Genomic DNA, 15,973 nt, shown 5'->3' with positions numbered 1-15,973 from the left:
TGAATTTTAGGAAGCCGACATGCCGGCCTTCATGCGGCCGACGATGTCCTCGCAGCGGCCCAGCAGGCCACCGACATCGAAGCTGGTGATCTGGCGCTCGTTCAGCACGCGGCGGCCACCGACCCAGACGTTCTGCACGTGCTCGCGGCCGGCCACGTAGACGAGCTGGGCGAGCGGGTTGTAGACCGGTCGGCACTCCAGGCTGCCCAGCGAGACGGCGACCACGTCGGCCAACTTGCCCACTTCGAGCGAGCCGAGGTCGGCCTCGCGGCCCATGGCCTTGGCGGCGCGGATGGTGGCCATCTCCAGCGCCGTGCGGGCGGTGACGACCTCGGGGTCGCCGGTGGCGCCTTTGGCCAGCAGCGCGGCGGAGCGGACCTCGCCAAACATGTCGAGCCGGTTGTTGGACGCGGCGCCATCGGTGCCGAGCACCGTGTTGACGCCGGCCGCCTCCAGCGCCTTGACCGGCGCAATGCCCGAGGCGAGCTTGAGATTGGAGTTGGGGTTGTGCACCAGGTGCACGCCCTTGGCGGCCAGCATCGTGATCTCGGCCTCATCGAGGTGGACCATGTGCACGGCGATCAGGCGCTCGCTCATCAGGCCCAGCTTCTCCAGGCGCGCCAGCGGGCGCAGGCCGTATTGCTTGACGCTGTCGGCCACTTCGCCGGCGGTCTCGTGGATGTGGCAGTGGATCTGCAGGTCGTGCTCTTCAGCCAGCTTGCGCAGCTTGACGAAGGTTTCGTCCGACACCGTGTAAGGCGCATGCGGGGCGCTGGTCCAGTCGAGCAGCTTCTCGCCCTTGAACTGCTGGTAGGCGGCCAAGCCCTTGGCAATGTAGTCGTCGGGGCCCGAGCCGTAGCTGGTGGGGAAGTCGATGACATTGATCGACACCGCCGCGCGGATGCCGGCATCGATGGCGGCGCGGGCCATGGCACCGGGGAAGAAGTACATGTCGTTGAGGTAGGTGACGCCGGCGCGCAGGCTCTCGGCCGCCGCCAGCATCGAGCCCTCGAACACCCACTCGTCACTGACCCAGACCTTCTCCAGCGGCCAGATGTGGTTCTGCAGCCAGTCCATCAGTTGCAGGTCATCGGCCACGCCGCGCAGCAGGGTCATGGCCGAGTGCGTGTGGGCGTTGATGAGGCCGGGGATCAGGATCTGCTCGGGCAGCTCGACGCGAACGGCATTGGCGTACTGCGCCAGCAGCGCCTCGCGCGGGCCGATGGCGGCGATGCGCTCGCCTTCAATGACCAGCGCGTGGCCCTCCAGCACCGGCTCGCCGGGCTTCATGGTCAGGATCCAACGGGGCAACAAGAGCGTGGCGGTCATGGGGCAGCCTCCAGGAATTGAATGACTTCAGCGCGGGTGGGCATGGCGTCTTGCACGCCCGGGCGCGACACGGCGATGGCGGCGGCGGCCTGCGCAAAGCGCAGCGCGGCCTCGATGGCCTGGCCCTCGGCCAGGGCGGTGACGAGGGCGCCCACCAGGGTGTCGCCTGCGCCCACGGTATCCACGGCCCGCACCTTGCGCGCGGCGTGGCGCCGGCAGCCGGCGGCGTCGGCCCACACCAGGCCCTCGGCGCCCAGGGACAGCAGCACCGACGAGGGGCCGCGCTGGCGCAGCGCCAGGGCCAGGGCCTCGGAGGTGGCTGGTTCGCCGGGCAACAGGGCAGCGGCTTCCAGCGCGTTCACCACCAGCAGGTCCACCAGCGGCAGCAGGCTCACGGCCTCGGGCCGGAAGGGCGCGGCATTGAGCACCGTGCGCGCACCGGCGGCCCGCGCCCGCTCGAAGGCGCGCGCGATGCTGGCTGGGGGCAGTTCCTGCTGGGCCACCAGGTACTTCACGCCCGCCAGCGGCAGGGCCTCGACCTGGTCCACCGGCAGCGTGCCGTTGGAGCCGGCGACGGTGACGATCTGGTTCTCGCCGTCCTCGGCGCCCACCACGATCAGGGCCACGCCGGGTGTCTCGTCCTCAGGCTGGGCAATCAGGTGCGTGGCCACGCCCTCGCTGGCGAGCTGGGCCACGAGTGCGGCGCCGCCTTCACGCAGGCCCACGCGCGCACCCAGGGCGACCTTGGCACCGAGCCGCGCAGCGGCCACGGCCTGGTTGGCGCCCTTGCCGCCGATGCAGGAGGCGAAGGACTTGCCGCGCAGGGTCTCGCCCGGCTCAGGCAGCCGGGGGGCATGCACGATCAGATCGCGGTTGACGCTGCCGAGGATGAGCAAGTCATGCATGGGCGAACAGTGCTGCGCTGGAAATGAAAGAACCCCTCGGGGTCACGAGGGGTTCTTGTCGGGGGGGTTGTGTCTCAACGCTCGCCGATGGGCTTGACGTTGCGCGCCGGCGCGCCGACGAAGAGCTGGCGCGGGCGGCCGATCTTGTACTCGGGGTCGCCGATCATCTCGTTGAGCTGGGCGATCCAGCCCACGGTGCGGGCCAACGCGAAGATGGCCGTGAACAGCGGCACCGGGATGCCGATGGCGCGCTGCACGATGCCCGAGTAGAAGTCCACGTTCGGGTAGAGCTTGCGGGCGACGAAGTACTCGTCTTCCAGCGCGATCTTTTCCAGCTTCATGGCCAGCTCGAAGAGCGGGTCGTTCTGCAGGCCGAGTTCGTTCAGAACCTCGTAGCAGGTCTCGCGCATCAGCTTGGCGCGCGGGTCGTAGTTCTTGTAGACGCGGTGGCCAAAGCCCATCAGCTTGACGCCGCTGTTCTTGTCCTTCACCTGCTTGATGAACTCGCCGATCTTGCCCACGCCGCCATTGGCCTGGATGTCGTTGAGCATGTTGAGGCAGGCCTCGTTGGCGCCACCGTGAGCCGGGCCCCACAGGCAGGCTACGCCGGCTGCGATGGCCGCAAACGGGTTGGTGCCAGAAGAACCGCAGAGCCGCACCGTCGACGTGGAAGCGTTTTGCTCGTGGTCGGCGTGCAGGGTGAAGATGCGGTCCATCGCGCGGACCAACACCTCGTTGGGCTTGTAGGGCTCGCAAGGCGTGGCAAACATCATGCGCATGAAGTTGCCGGCGTAGCTCAGATCGTTCTGCGGGTAGATGAAGGGCTGGCCGATCGTGTACTTGTAGGCCATGGCCACGAGCGTGGGCATCTTGGCGATCAGGCGGATGGCCGAGATCTCGCGGTGCTCGGGGTTATGGACGTCGGTGCTGTCGTGATAGAAGGCCGAGAGCGCGCTCACCAGGCCCGTCATCACCGCCATCGGGTGGGCATCACGGCGGAAGCCGCGCAGGAAGAACTGCATCTGCTCATTGACCATGGTGTGGTGCATCACGGTCTCGTTGAACTTGGCCTTCTCGGCCTCGTTCGGCAGCTCTCCGTAGAGCAGCAGGTAGCAGGTTTCGAGGTAGTCGCAGTTCACCGCGAGCTGCTCGATGGGGTAGCCGCGGTACAGCAGCTCACCCTTGTCGCCATCGATGTAGGTGATGGTGGAGTTGCACGACGCGGTGGACAGGAAGCCCGGGTCGTAGGTGAACTTGCCCGTCTGCGCGTACAGCTTGCGGATGTCGATCACGTCCGGACCGATGCTGCCCTTGTAGAGCGGCAGGTCCATCGAGGGGCTGCCGTCAGAGAACGACAGGGTGGCTTTGACGTCGGACGGGGTCATGATGCAGTCCTTAGAGAGTCAGTGATTCGGGGGTACGCAGCTCGCCCAGCACCTGCTGCACTGCAGGGCAGTCGAGATCGCCGCTGGGTTCCTTGCGCCGCAGCAGCAGGTCCAGCAGGTCGTTGTCGGCCAGATCCATCAGGATCGTGAGGCCTTCAGCTTGCGTGAGGCTGATGCCGTCGGGGTGATGCTCAAAAAAGCGCGCAATCAGCAAATCGTTCTCAAGCAGGCCACGCCGGCAGCGCCAGCGCAGCTTGGAGAGTTCACGTTCGCCGAGTCGTGCTTCCATGGGTCGATCAGACCGCGCGGCGGACCATCAGTTCCTTGATCTTGCCGATGGCCTTGGTGGGGTTCAGGCCCTTGGGGCAGACATCCACGCAGTTCATGATGGTGTGGCAGCGGAACAGGCGGTAGGGGTCTTCGAGGTTGTCCAGGCGCTCGTTGGTGGCTTCGTCGCGGCTGTCGGCGATGAAGCGGTAGGCCTGCAGCAGGCCGGCCGGGCCGACGAACTTGTCCGGGTTCCACCAGAAGCTCGGGCAGCTCGTGGAGCAGCTCGCGCACAGGATGCACTCGTAGAGGCCATCAAGCTCTTCACGCTCGACGGGCGACTGCAGGCGCTCCTTCTCGGGCGGGATGTTGTCGTTGACCAGGTAGGGCTTGATCGAGTGGTACTGCTTGAAGAACTGCGTCATGTCCACGATCAGGTCGCGAACGACGGGCAGGCCCGGCAGCGGCTTGAGCACCACGGTGCCCGGCAGCGTGCGCATATTCGTCAGGCACGCGAGGCCGTTCTTGCCGTTGATATTCATGGCGTCCGAACCGCAGACGCCTTCGCGGCAGGAGCGGCGGAAGGACAGCGTGGGGTCGACCGCCTTGAGCTTGATCAGGGCGTCGAGCAGCATGCGCTCGTTGCCGTCCAGCTCGACCTCGAGGGTCTGCATGTAGGGCTTGGCGTCCTTGTCGGGGTCGTAGCGGTAGATCTGGAAGGTGCGCTTCATGAGGGTGCTTTCCCGACTTAGAAGGTACGAACTTTGGGCGGCACGGACTCGACGGTCAGCGGCTGGAGCTTGACGGGCTTGTAGTCGAGCCGGTTGTCCTCGGAGTACCAGAGGGTGTGCTTCATCCAGTTGGCGTCGTCACGGCTCGGGTAGTCGTTGTGCGCGTGGGCACCACGGCTTTCGGGGCGGGCGGCGGCCGAGATCATGGTGGCCTGTGCGGCCTCGATGAGGTTCTCGACTTCCAGCGCCTCGATGCGAGCCGTGTTGAAGACCTTGGAGTTGTCCTTGAGGCCGATGCGACCGACACGCTCGGCAATCGCCTTGATCTTGGCGACGCCCTCGTCCATCGAGGCTTGCGTGCGGAACACACCGGCGTGCTTTTGCATGCAGGCGCGGATGTCGTTGGCCACGCCTTGCGAGTACTCGCCGTCCCGGGCACTGTCGAGGCGGGCCAAGCGGGCCAGCGTGCGGTCGGCCGAGTCGGCGGGCAGGTCCTTGAAGTTCTTCTGCTTGAGCGCGGTGTCGATGATGTGGTTGCCAGCCGCACGGCCGAACACCACCAGGTCGAGCAGCGAGTTGGTGCCCAGGCGGTTGGCGCCGTGTACCGACACGCAGGAGCACTCACCCACGGCGTAGAGGCCGTTGATGATGGTGTTGGGGTTGCCGTCCTTGGGCACCACGACCTGACCGTTGATGTTGGTCGGGATGCCACCCATCTGGTAGTGGATGGTGGGCACCACCGGGATCGGTTCCTTGGTGATGTCGACGTTGGCGAAGTTGTGGCCGATCTCGAAGACGCTGGGCAGGCGCTTGAGGATGGTCTCGGTGCCCAGGTGGGTCATGTCGAGCAGCACGTAGTCCTTGTTGGGACCGCAGCCACGACCTTCCTTGATCTCCTGGTCCATGGAGCGCGAGACGAAGTCACGCGGCGCCAGGTCCTTGAGCGTCGGGGCATAGCGGGCCATGAAGGCCTCACCATTGCAGTTGCGCAGGATCGCGCCTTCGCCGCGGCAGCCTTCGGTCAGCAGCACGCCCGCGCCGGCCACGCCGGTGGGGTGGAACTGCCAGAACTCCATGTCTTCCAGCGGGATGCCGGCGCGCGCCGCCATCCCGAGGCCGTCGCCGGTGTTGATGAAGGCATTGGTGGAGGCCGCGAAGATGCGACCGGCACCGCCGGTGGCCATCAGCACGGTCTTGGCCTGCAGGATGTAGAGCTCGCCCGTCTCCATCTCCAGCGCGGTCACGCCGACCACGTCGCCTTCGGCATCGCGGATCAGGTCCAGTGCCATCCATTCGACGAAGAACTGGGTGCGGGCCTTGACGTTCTGCTGGTAGAGCGTGTGCAGCAGCGCGTGGCCGGTACGGTCGGCCGCCGCGCAGGCGCGCTGCACGGGCTTCTCGCCGTAGTTGGCGGTGTGGCCGCCGAAGGGGCGCTGGTAGATGGTGCCGTCGGCATTGCGGTCGAAGGGCATGCCGAGGTGCTCAAGCTCGTAGACGACCTTGGGCGCCTCACGGCACATGAACTCGATGGCGTCCTGGTCGCCCAGCCAGTCCGAGCCCTTGACGGTGTCGAAGAAGTGGTAGTGCCAGTTGTCCTCGCTCATGTTGCCGAGCGAGGCGCCGATGCCGCCCTGAGCGGCGACGGTGTGCGAACGGGTCGGGAAGACCTTGGACAGCACGGCCACATTGAGGCCGGCTTGGGCCAGTTGCAGCGAGGCACGCATGCCAGAGCCACCGGCCCCGACGATGACCACGTCGAACTTGCGGGTTGCGAGCTTTGCCATCGTCTTCAGAGCCTCCAAAGCACCTGGATCGCCCAACCGGCACAGCCGAGCAACCAAACAATCGTGAACACCTGCAGGGCCAGGCGGACACCCACCGGCTTGACGTAATCCATCCAGATATCGCGCACACCGACCCAGGCGTGGTACGCCAGCGAGAGGATGGTCACGAAGGTCAGAAACTTCATCCACTGCTGCGAAAAGATGCCCGCCCAGCGGTCATAGCCCAGCGGTGCCGGGCCCAGCAGTTGCGCCAGCAACGCGACGGTGAAGAGGGCCATCAGGACGGCCGTGATGCGCTGTGCCAGCCAGTCGCGCAGCCCGTAGTGCGCGCCGACAACGAGGCGCTTGGAGCCAAAAGTGCTCATGCGTTGGGTCTCCGAAAGAATCAGTACAGGCCGAAGAGCTTGGCGCCCAGCAAGGCGGTCAGCGCCAGGCTGATGGCCAGCGTCACCACCGCCGAGCTGTGCCCCTGCTGCTTGCTGACGCTGTGGGTGGCGTCCATCCAGAGGTGGCGCACACCGGCGCAGAAGTGATGCAGGTAGCCCCAGGTGAGGCCAAGTACAACGAGTTTCACGAACCACGCGGGCGTCCCGGCCACGCCGGCGACGAAGATGTTGGTGAAGCCGTCGTAGGAGATCTCGGAGCTCAGGCTCGCGTCGAACATCCAGACCACGAAGGGCAGCAGCACAAAGAGCAACATGCCGCTGATTCGGTGGAGGATGGACACCACCCCTGCCGGTGGCAGGCGGTAGGACAGGATCTGGGTGACGTGAATATTGCGGTAGACCGGTCTCGCTTTGGTGGTGTCCGTCATGTCCAAGCCTGTGCGAATCTGAGTGAAACCGAATGATTCTAGGGCCAGCCCCTAGATGCCCTGTCCAAAATGTTGCACCGCAATAGGGCGCCGCCGTAAGTTCCGAGACATCTGCCCGGTGCAGGCTCGCGCAGGCTTTTCCGCACTGCAACATGCCGAATAAACTCGGCGGGTTTGCCTTTTCATCCCCATCACGTTTCGGAGTTCCCCCATGAGCAAGAAACCCGTTCGCGTCGCCGTCACCGGCGCCGCCGGTCAGATCGGTTACGCCCTGCTGTTCCGCATCGCCTCTGGCGAAATGCTGGGCAAGGACCAGCCTGTGATCCTTCAGTTGTTGGAAATCCCCGACGAGAAGGCTCAGAACGCGCTCAAGGGCGTCATCATGGAACTCGAAGACTGCGCGTTCCCGCTGCTGGCCGGCATCGAGGCGCACGGCGACCCGATGACCGCCTTCAAGGGCACCGACTACGCGCTGCTGGTGGGTTCGCGCCCGCGCGGCCCGGGCATGGAGCGTTCGGAGCTGCTGTCGATCAACGGCGCCATCTTCACGGCCCAAGGCAAGGCCTTGAACGCCGTGGCCTCGCGCAACGTCAAGGTCCTGGTGGTCGGCAACCCTGCCAACACCAACGCCTACATCGCCATGAAGTCGGCCCCCGACCTGCCGGCCAAGAACTTCACCGCCATGCTGCGTCTTGACCACAACCGCGCTGCCTCGCAGATCGCGGCCAAGACTGGCAAGGCCGTGGCTGACATCGAGAAGCTGGCCGTCTGGGGCAACCACTCGCCCACCATGTACGCGGACTACCGCTTCGCCACCATCGGCGGCCAGTCGGTCAAGGCCATGATCAATGACGAAGAGTGGAACCGCAACACCTTCCTGCCCACCGTCGGCAAGCGCGGCGCGGCCATCATTGCTGCGCGCGGTCTGTCGTCGGCCGCCTCGGCCGCCAACGCCGCCATCGACCACATGCACGACTGGGCCCTGGGCACCAATGGCAAGTGGGTCACCATGGGCATTCCCTCGGGCGGTGAGTACGGCATCCCCAAGGAAGTGATGTTCGGCTACCCGGTCACCTGCGAAGGCGGTGAATACAAGATCGTCCAGGGCCTCGACATCGACGCCTTCTCGCAAGAGTGCATCAACAAGACGCTGAACGAACTGCTGGAAGAGCAGGCCGGCGTGAAGCACCTCCTCTGATCGGCTGGCTGGGTCAACCTGCCAACCCCACTCAAGGGCGCCTGCGGGCGCCCTTTTTCATGGCCGCTGTCGGCCAGGCCCGGACGCTGGCTCCGGCGGCATCAGGGCGCGCAGACGCTTGAGGTCCTGCGGCCGCAACAGCGCGTCATAGAAGGCCTGGGCCTGGCGCCGCATCTCAGCGTGCGCAAACAGCGCATTGATGCGTGCAATCACGGCGGCGCCCTGGGTGCCCTGGTGGCAGCCTATGGCCAGCTGATGCAAACGCTCCTGCTCGGTGATCGGCCAGAACTCCAGGTCGACACCCTCCAGCCCCGCCTCGCGGCTGACGAGGTCAGCTTCGTAAACCAGGCCCAACACCAAGTCCGCGTGACCCGCGCGGATCATGCGAGCCAGCTTCTCGGTCGTGCCCTCGCCGCTGATGAAGGTCAGATTGCCCCTGCCGCGCAGGCGCACCAGCAGCGCGTCCACCACCTGGCCATAACTCCGACCATCGGCCACGGCCACATGGGCAGCCCCGGTCGTGATCACGCGCTCCAGGTCGAGGTTGCCTTCAGGACTGATGAACTTGCCCAGTCCCCCAAACACGCGCCGTGTCCCGAAAGCACCTGACGGCAGCATGCGGATCACCGGCACGGAAAAGGTCGTGAAAGCTCGGCGCTCGTCCGACACGATCATGCCCGGCGAACAGGCGCGAGCATCTGATTGAAGCGCCTGGTTGCGGCGCGGAATCGGCACCTGGTCCACGCTGTGCAACAGGCCCGGCAGGTTGGGGATCAGCAGCTCGTGCAGCATGCGATCCAAAAACCCCTTGGGCGACCCTGACCGGCCTTGCTCCGCGTGCACGAAAGGCAGCGAATGGATGACCCAGCGCACTTCAAGCACGTCCGGGCCCTCGGCCCGCACCCAGCCCGGCAGGCCCGCGAGCACCGCCCCCACCAGGCACAGCCATGCCCTGCCGCACCAGCCTGCCTGCTGAACCCGCCTGGCGCCGCGTCTGGCGCTCTGATTGCTCATGGGACTTGCGTCCGACCTATGCATGCCACCACCCTCGAGGCCGACCCACTCGATACCCGGCGTCGGCGATCCGCCTGGCCCGAGATCATTGGCGCCCGGCCGGCAGCGCAGACCATACCCTACAGTTCTGCGCCATGCACGCCACGCCTCACCCCCGGGAAGCCCTGTTCGACGCGGGGGATCGCGGGCCGCAGCTCCCGGTCGTCGACCACTACTGTGGGGTCGAGGCCCGCATGCGCAAGAGCCTGGCCCTGCAGGCCGAGCGCGGCCCCGTGTTCGACGTCACGCTCGACTGCGAAGACGGCGCCCCCGTTGGCGGCGAAGCCGAGCACGCGGCCCTGGTGGTCAGCCTCGTCAACAGCGCCGACAACCGCTTTGGCCGCGTGGGCGCCCGCGCGCACCCTTTCGACCACCCTTGCTTCGAGGCCGACGTGGACACCCTGGTCGGCCAAGCCGGCGAGCGCCTGGCCTATCTGATGATCCCCAAGGTGCGCGACGCTGCAGACCTGGAGCGCGCGGCCGAGGCCGTCGCCGCCTGCCAGGCCCGCCACGGGCAGCAGCGCGCCCTGCCGCTGCAGGTGCTGATCGAAACCCATGGCGCCCTGCGCGAGGTGCAGCGGATCGCTGCCCACCCCCGCGTCGAGTCACTGTCCTTCGGCCTGATGGACTTCGTTTCAGCCCACCGAGGCGCCATCCCGGGCTCGGCCATGAGCGTCCACGGCCAGTTCGAGCATCCGCTCGTGGTGCGTGCCAAGCTGGAGATCGCCGCCGCCGCACACGCCTACTGCAAGGTGCCCTCGCACTGCGTGGTGACCGAGTTCAAGGACCGCGCCGCCCTGCAGGCTGCGGCCGGGCGGGCGGCTCAGCAATTCGGCTACACGCGGATGTGGAGCATCCACCCGGACCAGATCCAGCCCATCCTCGACGCCTTCTCGCCCGCTGCCGCCGAGGTGGACGAAGCCATCGAGATCATCCACGCCGCCCAGTCGGCCGAATGGGCCCCGATCCAGCACCGCCAGCGCCTGCACGACCGCGCCAGCTACCGCTACTACTGGCAGGTCATCGAGCGCGCGCACCGCACCGGCCAGCCGCTGCCCGTGGCCGTGCGCGAGCGCTGGTTTGCCGACGCCAGCCTCGGGTGAAGCCCCCTCGACGCCGGCCCCAAGCCCGCAGGACAATCACAAACGGATAAGTTTGCTTACGGGGTTGGCGGGCACGCTGAACGAACATGGCCATCGCCCCCTCGCACTCTCCGCTCTCTTCGCCTTGCGCAAGGATGAACCCATGACGCCGCTCCACACCGCCCGCCTTTCGCTCGCCGCCGCCCTGCTCTGCGCCGTCGTCTCCGCCCAGGCCGAAACGCCCGCCAAGCCCGCCGCCCGCGCGGCTGCCAAGAAGCCCGTCGCGGCCGCTGCCGCCGCCGCGCAACCGCCCGAGCTGAGCGAAGCCGGTGACGAGCAGCTCGAAGCCTTCCAGGCCGCCCACCTGGGCGACTACAACTGCGAGTTCAAGCAGACCGTCCAGCTCACCCCCTACGAGGGCAAGCGCGGCTATGTGACCGTGGTCTGGAACAAGCTGCGCTATGTGATGAAGCCCGTGCTCTCCCACACCGGCGCCCTGCGCCTGGAGGACGTGACCGGCCGCACGCTGATGATCCAGATCGCCAACAAGTCCATGCTGCTGGACGTGAAGGCCGGCCAGCGCCTGGTGGACGACTGCATCCACCCCGAACAGGCCCGCATCATGGCCGCCATCCGCGCCGCCCGTGAAGCCAACCCGGAGGCTGCAAGCAGCGGCCTCGGTATCGGAAAGTAATCGGCAAGTCAGTTCGGCGGCGGTAGTTTTGGGCCTGAAAGGCCCTGCCGCCAGCCTGCCGCGACGACAAAGTATGCACAGCTGATGCATACTTGAGCTTCCATACTCAAGCCTCGCCAGGAGGTGTTTCCATGGAAGCCACCGTCGCTGAACGTGGCCAGATCACCCTGCCCAAAGCCGTCCGTGATGCCCTCGGGCTGACCAAGGGCACCGTGCTCAAGGTCGAGATCGAGGGCGGGCGCGTCGTGCTGCGCAAGAACGTGGACGACGCCATCGCCAAGCTGCGCGGGCGCTTCAAGCTCGACGGCTTCGCCAGCACCGACGAGGCCATGCGTGCCATCCGTGGCCACGCGCCGGGCGACCCCTATCTGCCCCCGGAGGGTGACGGCACGTGATTGCGGCCGACTCCTCCGTCCTGATCGACCTCATCGGCGGCTCGGGCGACGAAGCCCTGGCGGCTGCCGACGCCGTGCGCCACGCCCTGCACGCCGGGCCCGTGGTGCTGTGCGAAGTGGCGCTGGCCGAACTGTGCACCTCGCTCAAAGGCGGCTCCGAAGTGCTCCAGCACCTGGAGGACGTCGGCATCGCCTTCAGCGCCATGGAACCCAAGGCCGCGCTTCGTGCCGGCGAAATGCAACGCCGCTATCGTCAGCGCGGCGGCCACCGCAGCCGCACCGTCGCGGACTTTCTCATCGGCGCCCACGCCATGATGCAGTGCGACGCACTGATCACCCGTGATGCCGGTTTCTATCGTGACTATTTCAAGGGCTTGAAGGTCATCGTCCCGACGAACTGACCGCCTGGCCACCCCAACACACACCCACCGGAGCCCACCATGCTTGCTGCCTACCGCCAACATGTCGCCGAACGCGCCGCGCTCGGCATCCCGCCCCTGCCGCTCGATGCCAAGCAGGTCGCAGCCCTGATCGAGCTGATCAAGGCCCCACCAGCTGGCGAAGAGGCTTTCCTCGTCGAACTGCTCACCTACCGCGTGCCCCCGGGCGTGGACGATGCCGCCAAGGTCAAGGCCAGTTTCCTGGCCGCCGTGGCGCATGGCGATCTGGCCGTGGGCCTCATCTCCCGGCCCAAGGCCACCGAGCTGCTCGGCACCATGGTGGGCGGCTACAACGTCCACCCGCTGATCGAGTTGCTGGACGACGCTGAAGTGGCCGGCGTGGCCGCTGAAGGGTTGAAGAAGACCCTGCTGATGTTCGACTACTTCAACGACGTGGCCGCCAAGGCCAAGGCCGGCAATGCCAAGGCCAAGGAAGTGATGCAGTCCTGGGCCGACGGCGAGTGGTTCACCACCCGCCCCGAGGTCGAGAAGAAGATCACCGTCACCGTCTTCAAGGTGCCCGGCGAGACCAACACCGACGACCTCTCCCCCGCCCCCGACGCCTGGAGCCGCCCGGACATCCCGCTGCACTACCTGGCGATGCTGAAGAACACCCGCAGCGATGCGGCCTTCAAGCCCGAGGAAGACGGCAAGCGCGGCCCGATGCAGTTCATCGAGGACCTGAAGAAGAAGGGCCACCTGGTGGCCTATGTGGGCGATGTGGTCGGCACCGGCTCCAGCCGCAAGTCCGCCACCAACAGCGTGATCTGGGCCACCGGCCAGGACATCCCCTTCGTCCCCAACAAGCGCTTCGGCGGCGTCACACTCGGCGGCAAGATAGCCCCCATCTTCTTCAACACCCAGGAAGACTCCGGCTCCCTGCCCATCGAGGTGGATGTGAGCAAGCTGGAGATGGGCGACGTCATCGACGTGCTGCCCTATGACGGCAAGCTGGTGAAGAACGGCGAGACCGTCGCCGAGTTCAAGCTCAAGAGCGACGTGCTGTTCGACGAAGTGCGCGCCGGCGGCCGTATCAACCTCATCATCGGCCGCTCGCTCACCGCCAAGGCGCGTGAGTTCCTGGGCTTGAGCGCGTCCACGCTGTTCCGCCTGCCGTCGGCACCGGCCGAGACCAAGGCTGGCTTCACCCTGGCCCAGAAGATGGTCGGCCGCGCTGTCGGTCTGCCCGAGGGCCAAGGCGTCCGCCCTGGCACCTACTGCGAGCCCAAGATGACGACGGTCGGCTCGCAAGACACCACTGGCCCCATGACCCGCGACGAGCTGAAGGACCTGGCCTGCCTGGGCTTCAGCGCCGACCTGGTCATGCAGTCCTTCTGCCACACCGCCGCCTACCCCAAGCCCGTGGACGTGAAGACGCACCGCGAGCTGCCCGCCTTCATCAGCAACCGTGGCGGCGTGGCCCTGCGCCCGGGTGACGGCGTCATCCACAGCTGGCTCAACCGCCTGCTGCTGCCCGACACCGTCGGCACCGGTGGCGACTCGCACACCCGCTTCCCCATCGGCATCAGCTTCCCCGCCGGTTCAGGGCTAGTGGCCTTCGGCGCCGCCACCGGCGTGATGCCGCTGGACATGCCTGAATCGGTGCTGGTCCGCTACAAGGGCGAGATGCAACCCGGCGTCACCCTGCGCGACCTCGTGCATGCCATCCCGCTCTACGCCATCAAGGCCGGTCTGCTGACCGTGGCCAAGGCCGGCAAGAAGAACGTCTTCTCGGGCCGCATCCTCGAGATCGAAGGCCTGCCGGACCTCAAGGTCGAACAGGCCTTCGAGCTGAGCGACGCCTCGGCCGAGCGCTCCGCCGCCGGCTGCACCATCAAGCTCAACCCCGAGCCGATCAAGGAGTACCTCACCAGCAACATCGTGCTGATGAAGAACATGATCGCCGACGGCTACCAGGACGCGAAGACCCTGCAGCGCCGCATCGAGAAGGTCGAAGCCTGGCTCGCCAAGCCTGAGCTGCTCGAAGCCGACAAGGACGCCGAGTACGCCGCCGTCATCGAGATCGACCTCGCCGACATCAAGGAGCCCATCCTCTGCTGCCCCAACGACCCGGACGACGCCAAGACCTTGTCCGACGTGGCCGGCACCAAGATCGATGAAGCCTTCATCGGCTCCTGCATGACCAACATCGGCCACTTCCGTGCCGCCGCCAAGCTGCTCGGCGGCCAGCGCGACATCCCCGTCAAGCTGTGGGTCGCCCCGCCCACCAAGATGGACCAGAGCGAGCTGATCAAGGAAGGCCACTACGCCGCCTTCGGCACGGCAGGCGCCCGCACCGAGATGCCCGGCTGCAGCCTCTGCATGGGCAACCAGGCGCAGGTGCGTGAAGGCGCGACGGTCATCTCCACCTCGACCCGCAACTTCCCCAACCGCCTGGGCAAGAACACCAACGTGTTCCTCGCTTCGGCCGAGCTGTCGGCCATCGCCTCCAAGCTGGGCAAGATCCCCACGGTGCAGGAGTACCACGAGGCCATGGGCGTCGTGAACAAGGACGGCGCCTCGATCTACAAGTACATGAACTTCGACCAGATCGAGGAGTACGCCGAGACCGCCAAGGCGGTCACGGCCTGATCGGCTTGCACCAAAAGGCAAAGCCCGCTTCGGCGGGCTTTTTTGTGCCCTCAGCACATAGCTGACGAGCAGGCGATGGATTCAACGCTGCGCCCTGAACGCCACCTGAAGCGGGCGTCACTCAAGGCTAGAGACTTGAATTATCGGGCGGCATACCACTCATCGGTTGTGGCATGAGCACCGAATCCAATGATCTCAAAATGCCTAAAAAATGTTGGGGTTCGCGGGCTCACCCCGACCTACAAACGATAGTTACACCACAGATTAAGCACGGGACGCTGAAATTGCCCGTTTGGCCTTGCCACGCAAGGGCGCCCGGAGGACCAGGCCACACAATCCAAGCAACATAGTTGCCAAAGTACCAGGCTCCGGAACTACGCTGGATATCGTGAGCTTTGCTGGAGAGCCGACATTGGCAAGATTGGCATTCTCGCCGAACGTTGCAAAGGCATTGGATGAAAAGTAATAGAAGACACCCGCCGATTCGCTCGACAGCAGGAGTGCTGGGGTGTCCAGCGGGGTAGTCCAGCCCGCGTTAAACGAGCTCACGACAAATTTGACCTGCCGACATGAACCAAACGGCACTGAGCAGGAAATCATGCTTTCAACCGGGACCGTTAGGTCAGACGAGATCACATCCGGCAGAGTGATTGAGAAAGTGGCCGTTGCATCTTGCCAGCCTTCCGGCAAGTTCGCCCCAAAAAAACCACTGAACGAGTAGTTGACAGACGCCGAACTCACTGAACAGAACAAAGCAGTCAAAGAGACTGCGACGAGATGACGGATCGAAATCATAGTTTTCCCTGGACGAATCAATATTTAGAAAAGCGGCGCGTCTTGATACCGCAAGAAGTTTTCAACGCAACAAAGCCGCTTTCCCTCGCGTGGCCATGGCGCCGTGGCACCGCCGCGCCCTGAAAATTGCGTGACATAGCAAAATATAGAAATATCACTGATCGGAAGCAAAATTCTGCGCGAACCACACGCTACGCTGACATCGAGTACATTCTTTTCAATCAGCGGCTTTGTCAGGGTGTGATGATGCCATCAAGCGCGACCAGTTCGCCAGCCCGAATACCCTGACGGTCGACCCCGATCGACAGTTCAAGCTGATTCCTTCTGGCGGCACGCACGGATTGAGAGCAGGTTCCAATCCAAACCCCTAACTTGAACTTCACGCTGTCATGCCCCGGATCGGGGCATCCGTCAGTCAACAAAGGGAATAGAACACGGGGCACCCGTAGGCTGGCCCCGCCAAGCCGATTCTGGGCAATGACCCGGCCATGAAATTGATGGCGCTGGTC

Annotated in this window: 16 protein-coding genes; 6 read left to right on the top strand and 10 right to left on the bottom strand. The window is 65.5% G+C overall.

The window, feature by feature from the left end; translation table 11 throughout:
• Positions 1-6: 6 nt before the first annotated feature.
• The 8 genes from ABDJ85_RS11765 to sdhC form a co-directional block, all read right to left on the bottom strand.
• On the bottom strand, positions 7-1,329 hold the full coding sequence (locus tag ABDJ85_RS11765; protein WP_347704972.1) for a TRZ/ATZ family hydrolase: 1,323 nt from the start codon (positions 1,327-1,329) through the stop codon (positions 7-9).
• A complete protein-coding gene (locus ABDJ85_RS11760; RefSeq protein ID WP_347704971.1) occupies positions 1,326-2,234 on the bottom strand; it encodes a ribokinase in 909 nt (302 codons plus the stop codon). The genes ABDJ85_RS11765 and ABDJ85_RS11760 overlap by 4 nt, the downstream gene beginning before the upstream one ends.
• Before the next feature lie 74 nt (positions 2,235-2,308).
• The gene (locus ABDJ85_RS11755) at positions 2,309-3,619 is read right to left on the bottom strand and encodes a citrate synthase (RefSeq protein WP_347704970.1); all 1,311 of its coding nucleotides are present in this window, start codon (positions 3,617-3,619) and stop codon (positions 2,309-2,311) included.
• A gap of 10 nt (positions 3,620-3,629) precedes the next feature.
• On the bottom strand, positions 3,630-3,908 hold the full coding sequence (locus tag ABDJ85_RS11750; protein WP_347704969.1) for an FAD assembly factor SdhE: 279 nt from the start codon (positions 3,906-3,908) through the stop codon (positions 3,630-3,632).
• A 7-nt stretch (positions 3,909-3,915) separates the two neighbouring features.
• Positions 3,916-4,617, bottom strand: a complete 702-nt coding sequence (locus tag ABDJ85_RS11745; protein WP_347704968.1) for a succinate dehydrogenase iron-sulfur subunit — start codon at positions 4,615-4,617, stop codon at positions 3,916-3,918.
• Between the two features lie 17 nt (positions 4,618-4,634).
• Positions 4,635-6,419: a succinate dehydrogenase flavoprotein subunit gene (gene sdhA, locus ABDJ85_RS11740; RefSeq protein WP_347704967.1), complete on the bottom strand. Its 1,785-nt coding sequence runs from the start codon at positions 6,417-6,419 to the stop codon at positions 4,635-4,637.
• Positions 6,407-6,766, bottom strand: coding sequence for a succinate dehydrogenase, hydrophobic membrane anchor protein (gene sdhD, locus ABDJ85_RS11735; protein ID WP_347704966.1), 360 nt, complete (start codon positions 6,764-6,766; stop codon positions 6,407-6,409). The genes sdhA and sdhD overlap by 13 nt, the downstream gene beginning before the upstream one ends.
• Positions 6,767-6,786: 20 nt before the next feature.
• Positions 6,787-7,215, bottom strand: a complete 429-nt coding sequence (gene sdhC / locus ABDJ85_RS11730) for a succinate dehydrogenase, cytochrome b556 subunit (protein ID WP_347704965.1) — start codon at positions 7,213-7,215, stop codon at positions 6,787-6,789.
• A 211-nt stretch (positions 7,216-7,426) separates the two neighbouring features.
• Between sdhC and ABDJ85_RS11725 the strand changes: the two genes are divergently transcribed.
• The gene (locus ABDJ85_RS11725) at positions 7,427-8,413 is read left to right on the top strand and encodes a malate dehydrogenase (RefSeq protein WP_347704964.1); all 987 of its coding nucleotides are present in this window, start codon (positions 7,427-7,429) and stop codon (positions 8,411-8,413) included.
• Between the two features lie 57 nt (positions 8,414-8,470).
• On the opposite strand, the gene ABDJ85_RS11720 is transcribed toward ABDJ85_RS11725, so the two are convergent.
• Positions 8,471-9,427, bottom strand: coding sequence for a hypothetical protein (locus ABDJ85_RS11720; RefSeq protein WP_347704963.1), 957 nt, complete (start codon positions 9,425-9,427; stop codon positions 8,471-8,473).
• A 134-nt stretch (positions 9,428-9,561) separates the two neighbouring features.
• Between ABDJ85_RS11720 and ABDJ85_RS11715 the strand changes: the two genes are divergently transcribed.
• From ABDJ85_RS11715 to acnB, 5 genes are all read left to right on the top strand, one after another.
• Positions 9,562-10,569: an HpcH/HpaI aldolase/citrate lyase family protein gene (locus ABDJ85_RS11715; RefSeq protein WP_347704962.1), complete on the top strand. Its 1,008-nt coding sequence runs from the start codon at positions 9,562-9,564 to the stop codon at positions 10,567-10,569.
• A 142-nt stretch (positions 10,570-10,711) separates the two neighbouring features.
• Complete coding sequence (locus tag ABDJ85_RS11710; protein WP_347704961.1) at positions 10,712-11,242, top strand: hypothetical protein; 531 nt, start codon at positions 10,712-10,714, stop codon at positions 11,240-11,242.
• 131 nt (positions 11,243-11,373) lie between these two features.
• A complete protein-coding gene (locus tag ABDJ85_RS11705) occupies positions 11,374-11,637 on the top strand; it encodes an AbrB/MazE/SpoVT family DNA-binding domain-containing protein (protein ID WP_347704960.1) in 264 nt (87 codons plus the stop codon).
• Complete coding sequence (locus tag ABDJ85_RS11700) at positions 11,634-12,038, top strand: type II toxin-antitoxin system VapC family toxin (protein WP_347704959.1); 405 nt, start codon at positions 11,634-11,636, stop codon at positions 12,036-12,038. The genes ABDJ85_RS11705 and ABDJ85_RS11700 overlap by 4 nt, the downstream gene beginning before the upstream one ends.
• 39 nt (positions 12,039-12,077) lie before the next feature.
• Positions 12,078-14,669 carry a bifunctional aconitate hydratase 2/2-methylisocitrate dehydratase gene (gene acnB / locus ABDJ85_RS11695; RefSeq protein ID WP_347704958.1) on the top strand — a complete coding sequence of 864 codons (2,592 nt, stop codon included), beginning with the start codon at positions 12,078-12,080 and terminating at the stop codon, positions 14,667-14,669.
• A gap of 264 nt (positions 14,670-14,933) precedes the next feature.
• Here acnB and ABDJ85_RS11690 read toward each other — a convergent pair whose 3' ends face one another.
• Positions 14,934-15,464 carry a PEP-CTERM sorting domain-containing protein gene (locus ABDJ85_RS11690; RefSeq protein ID WP_347704957.1) on the bottom strand — a complete coding sequence of 177 codons (531 nt, stop codon included), beginning with the start codon at positions 15,462-15,464 and terminating at the stop codon, positions 14,934-14,936.
• Positions 15,465-15,973 lie beyond the last annotated feature (509 nt).

This window comes from Roseateles paludis (genome assembly GCF_039872745.1).
Taxonomy (GTDB): Bacteria; Pseudomonadota; Gammaproteobacteria; order Burkholderiales; family Burkholderiaceae_C; genus Pelomonas; species Pelomonas paludis.
This window is presented reverse-complemented; position numbering and strand designations above follow the sequence as displayed.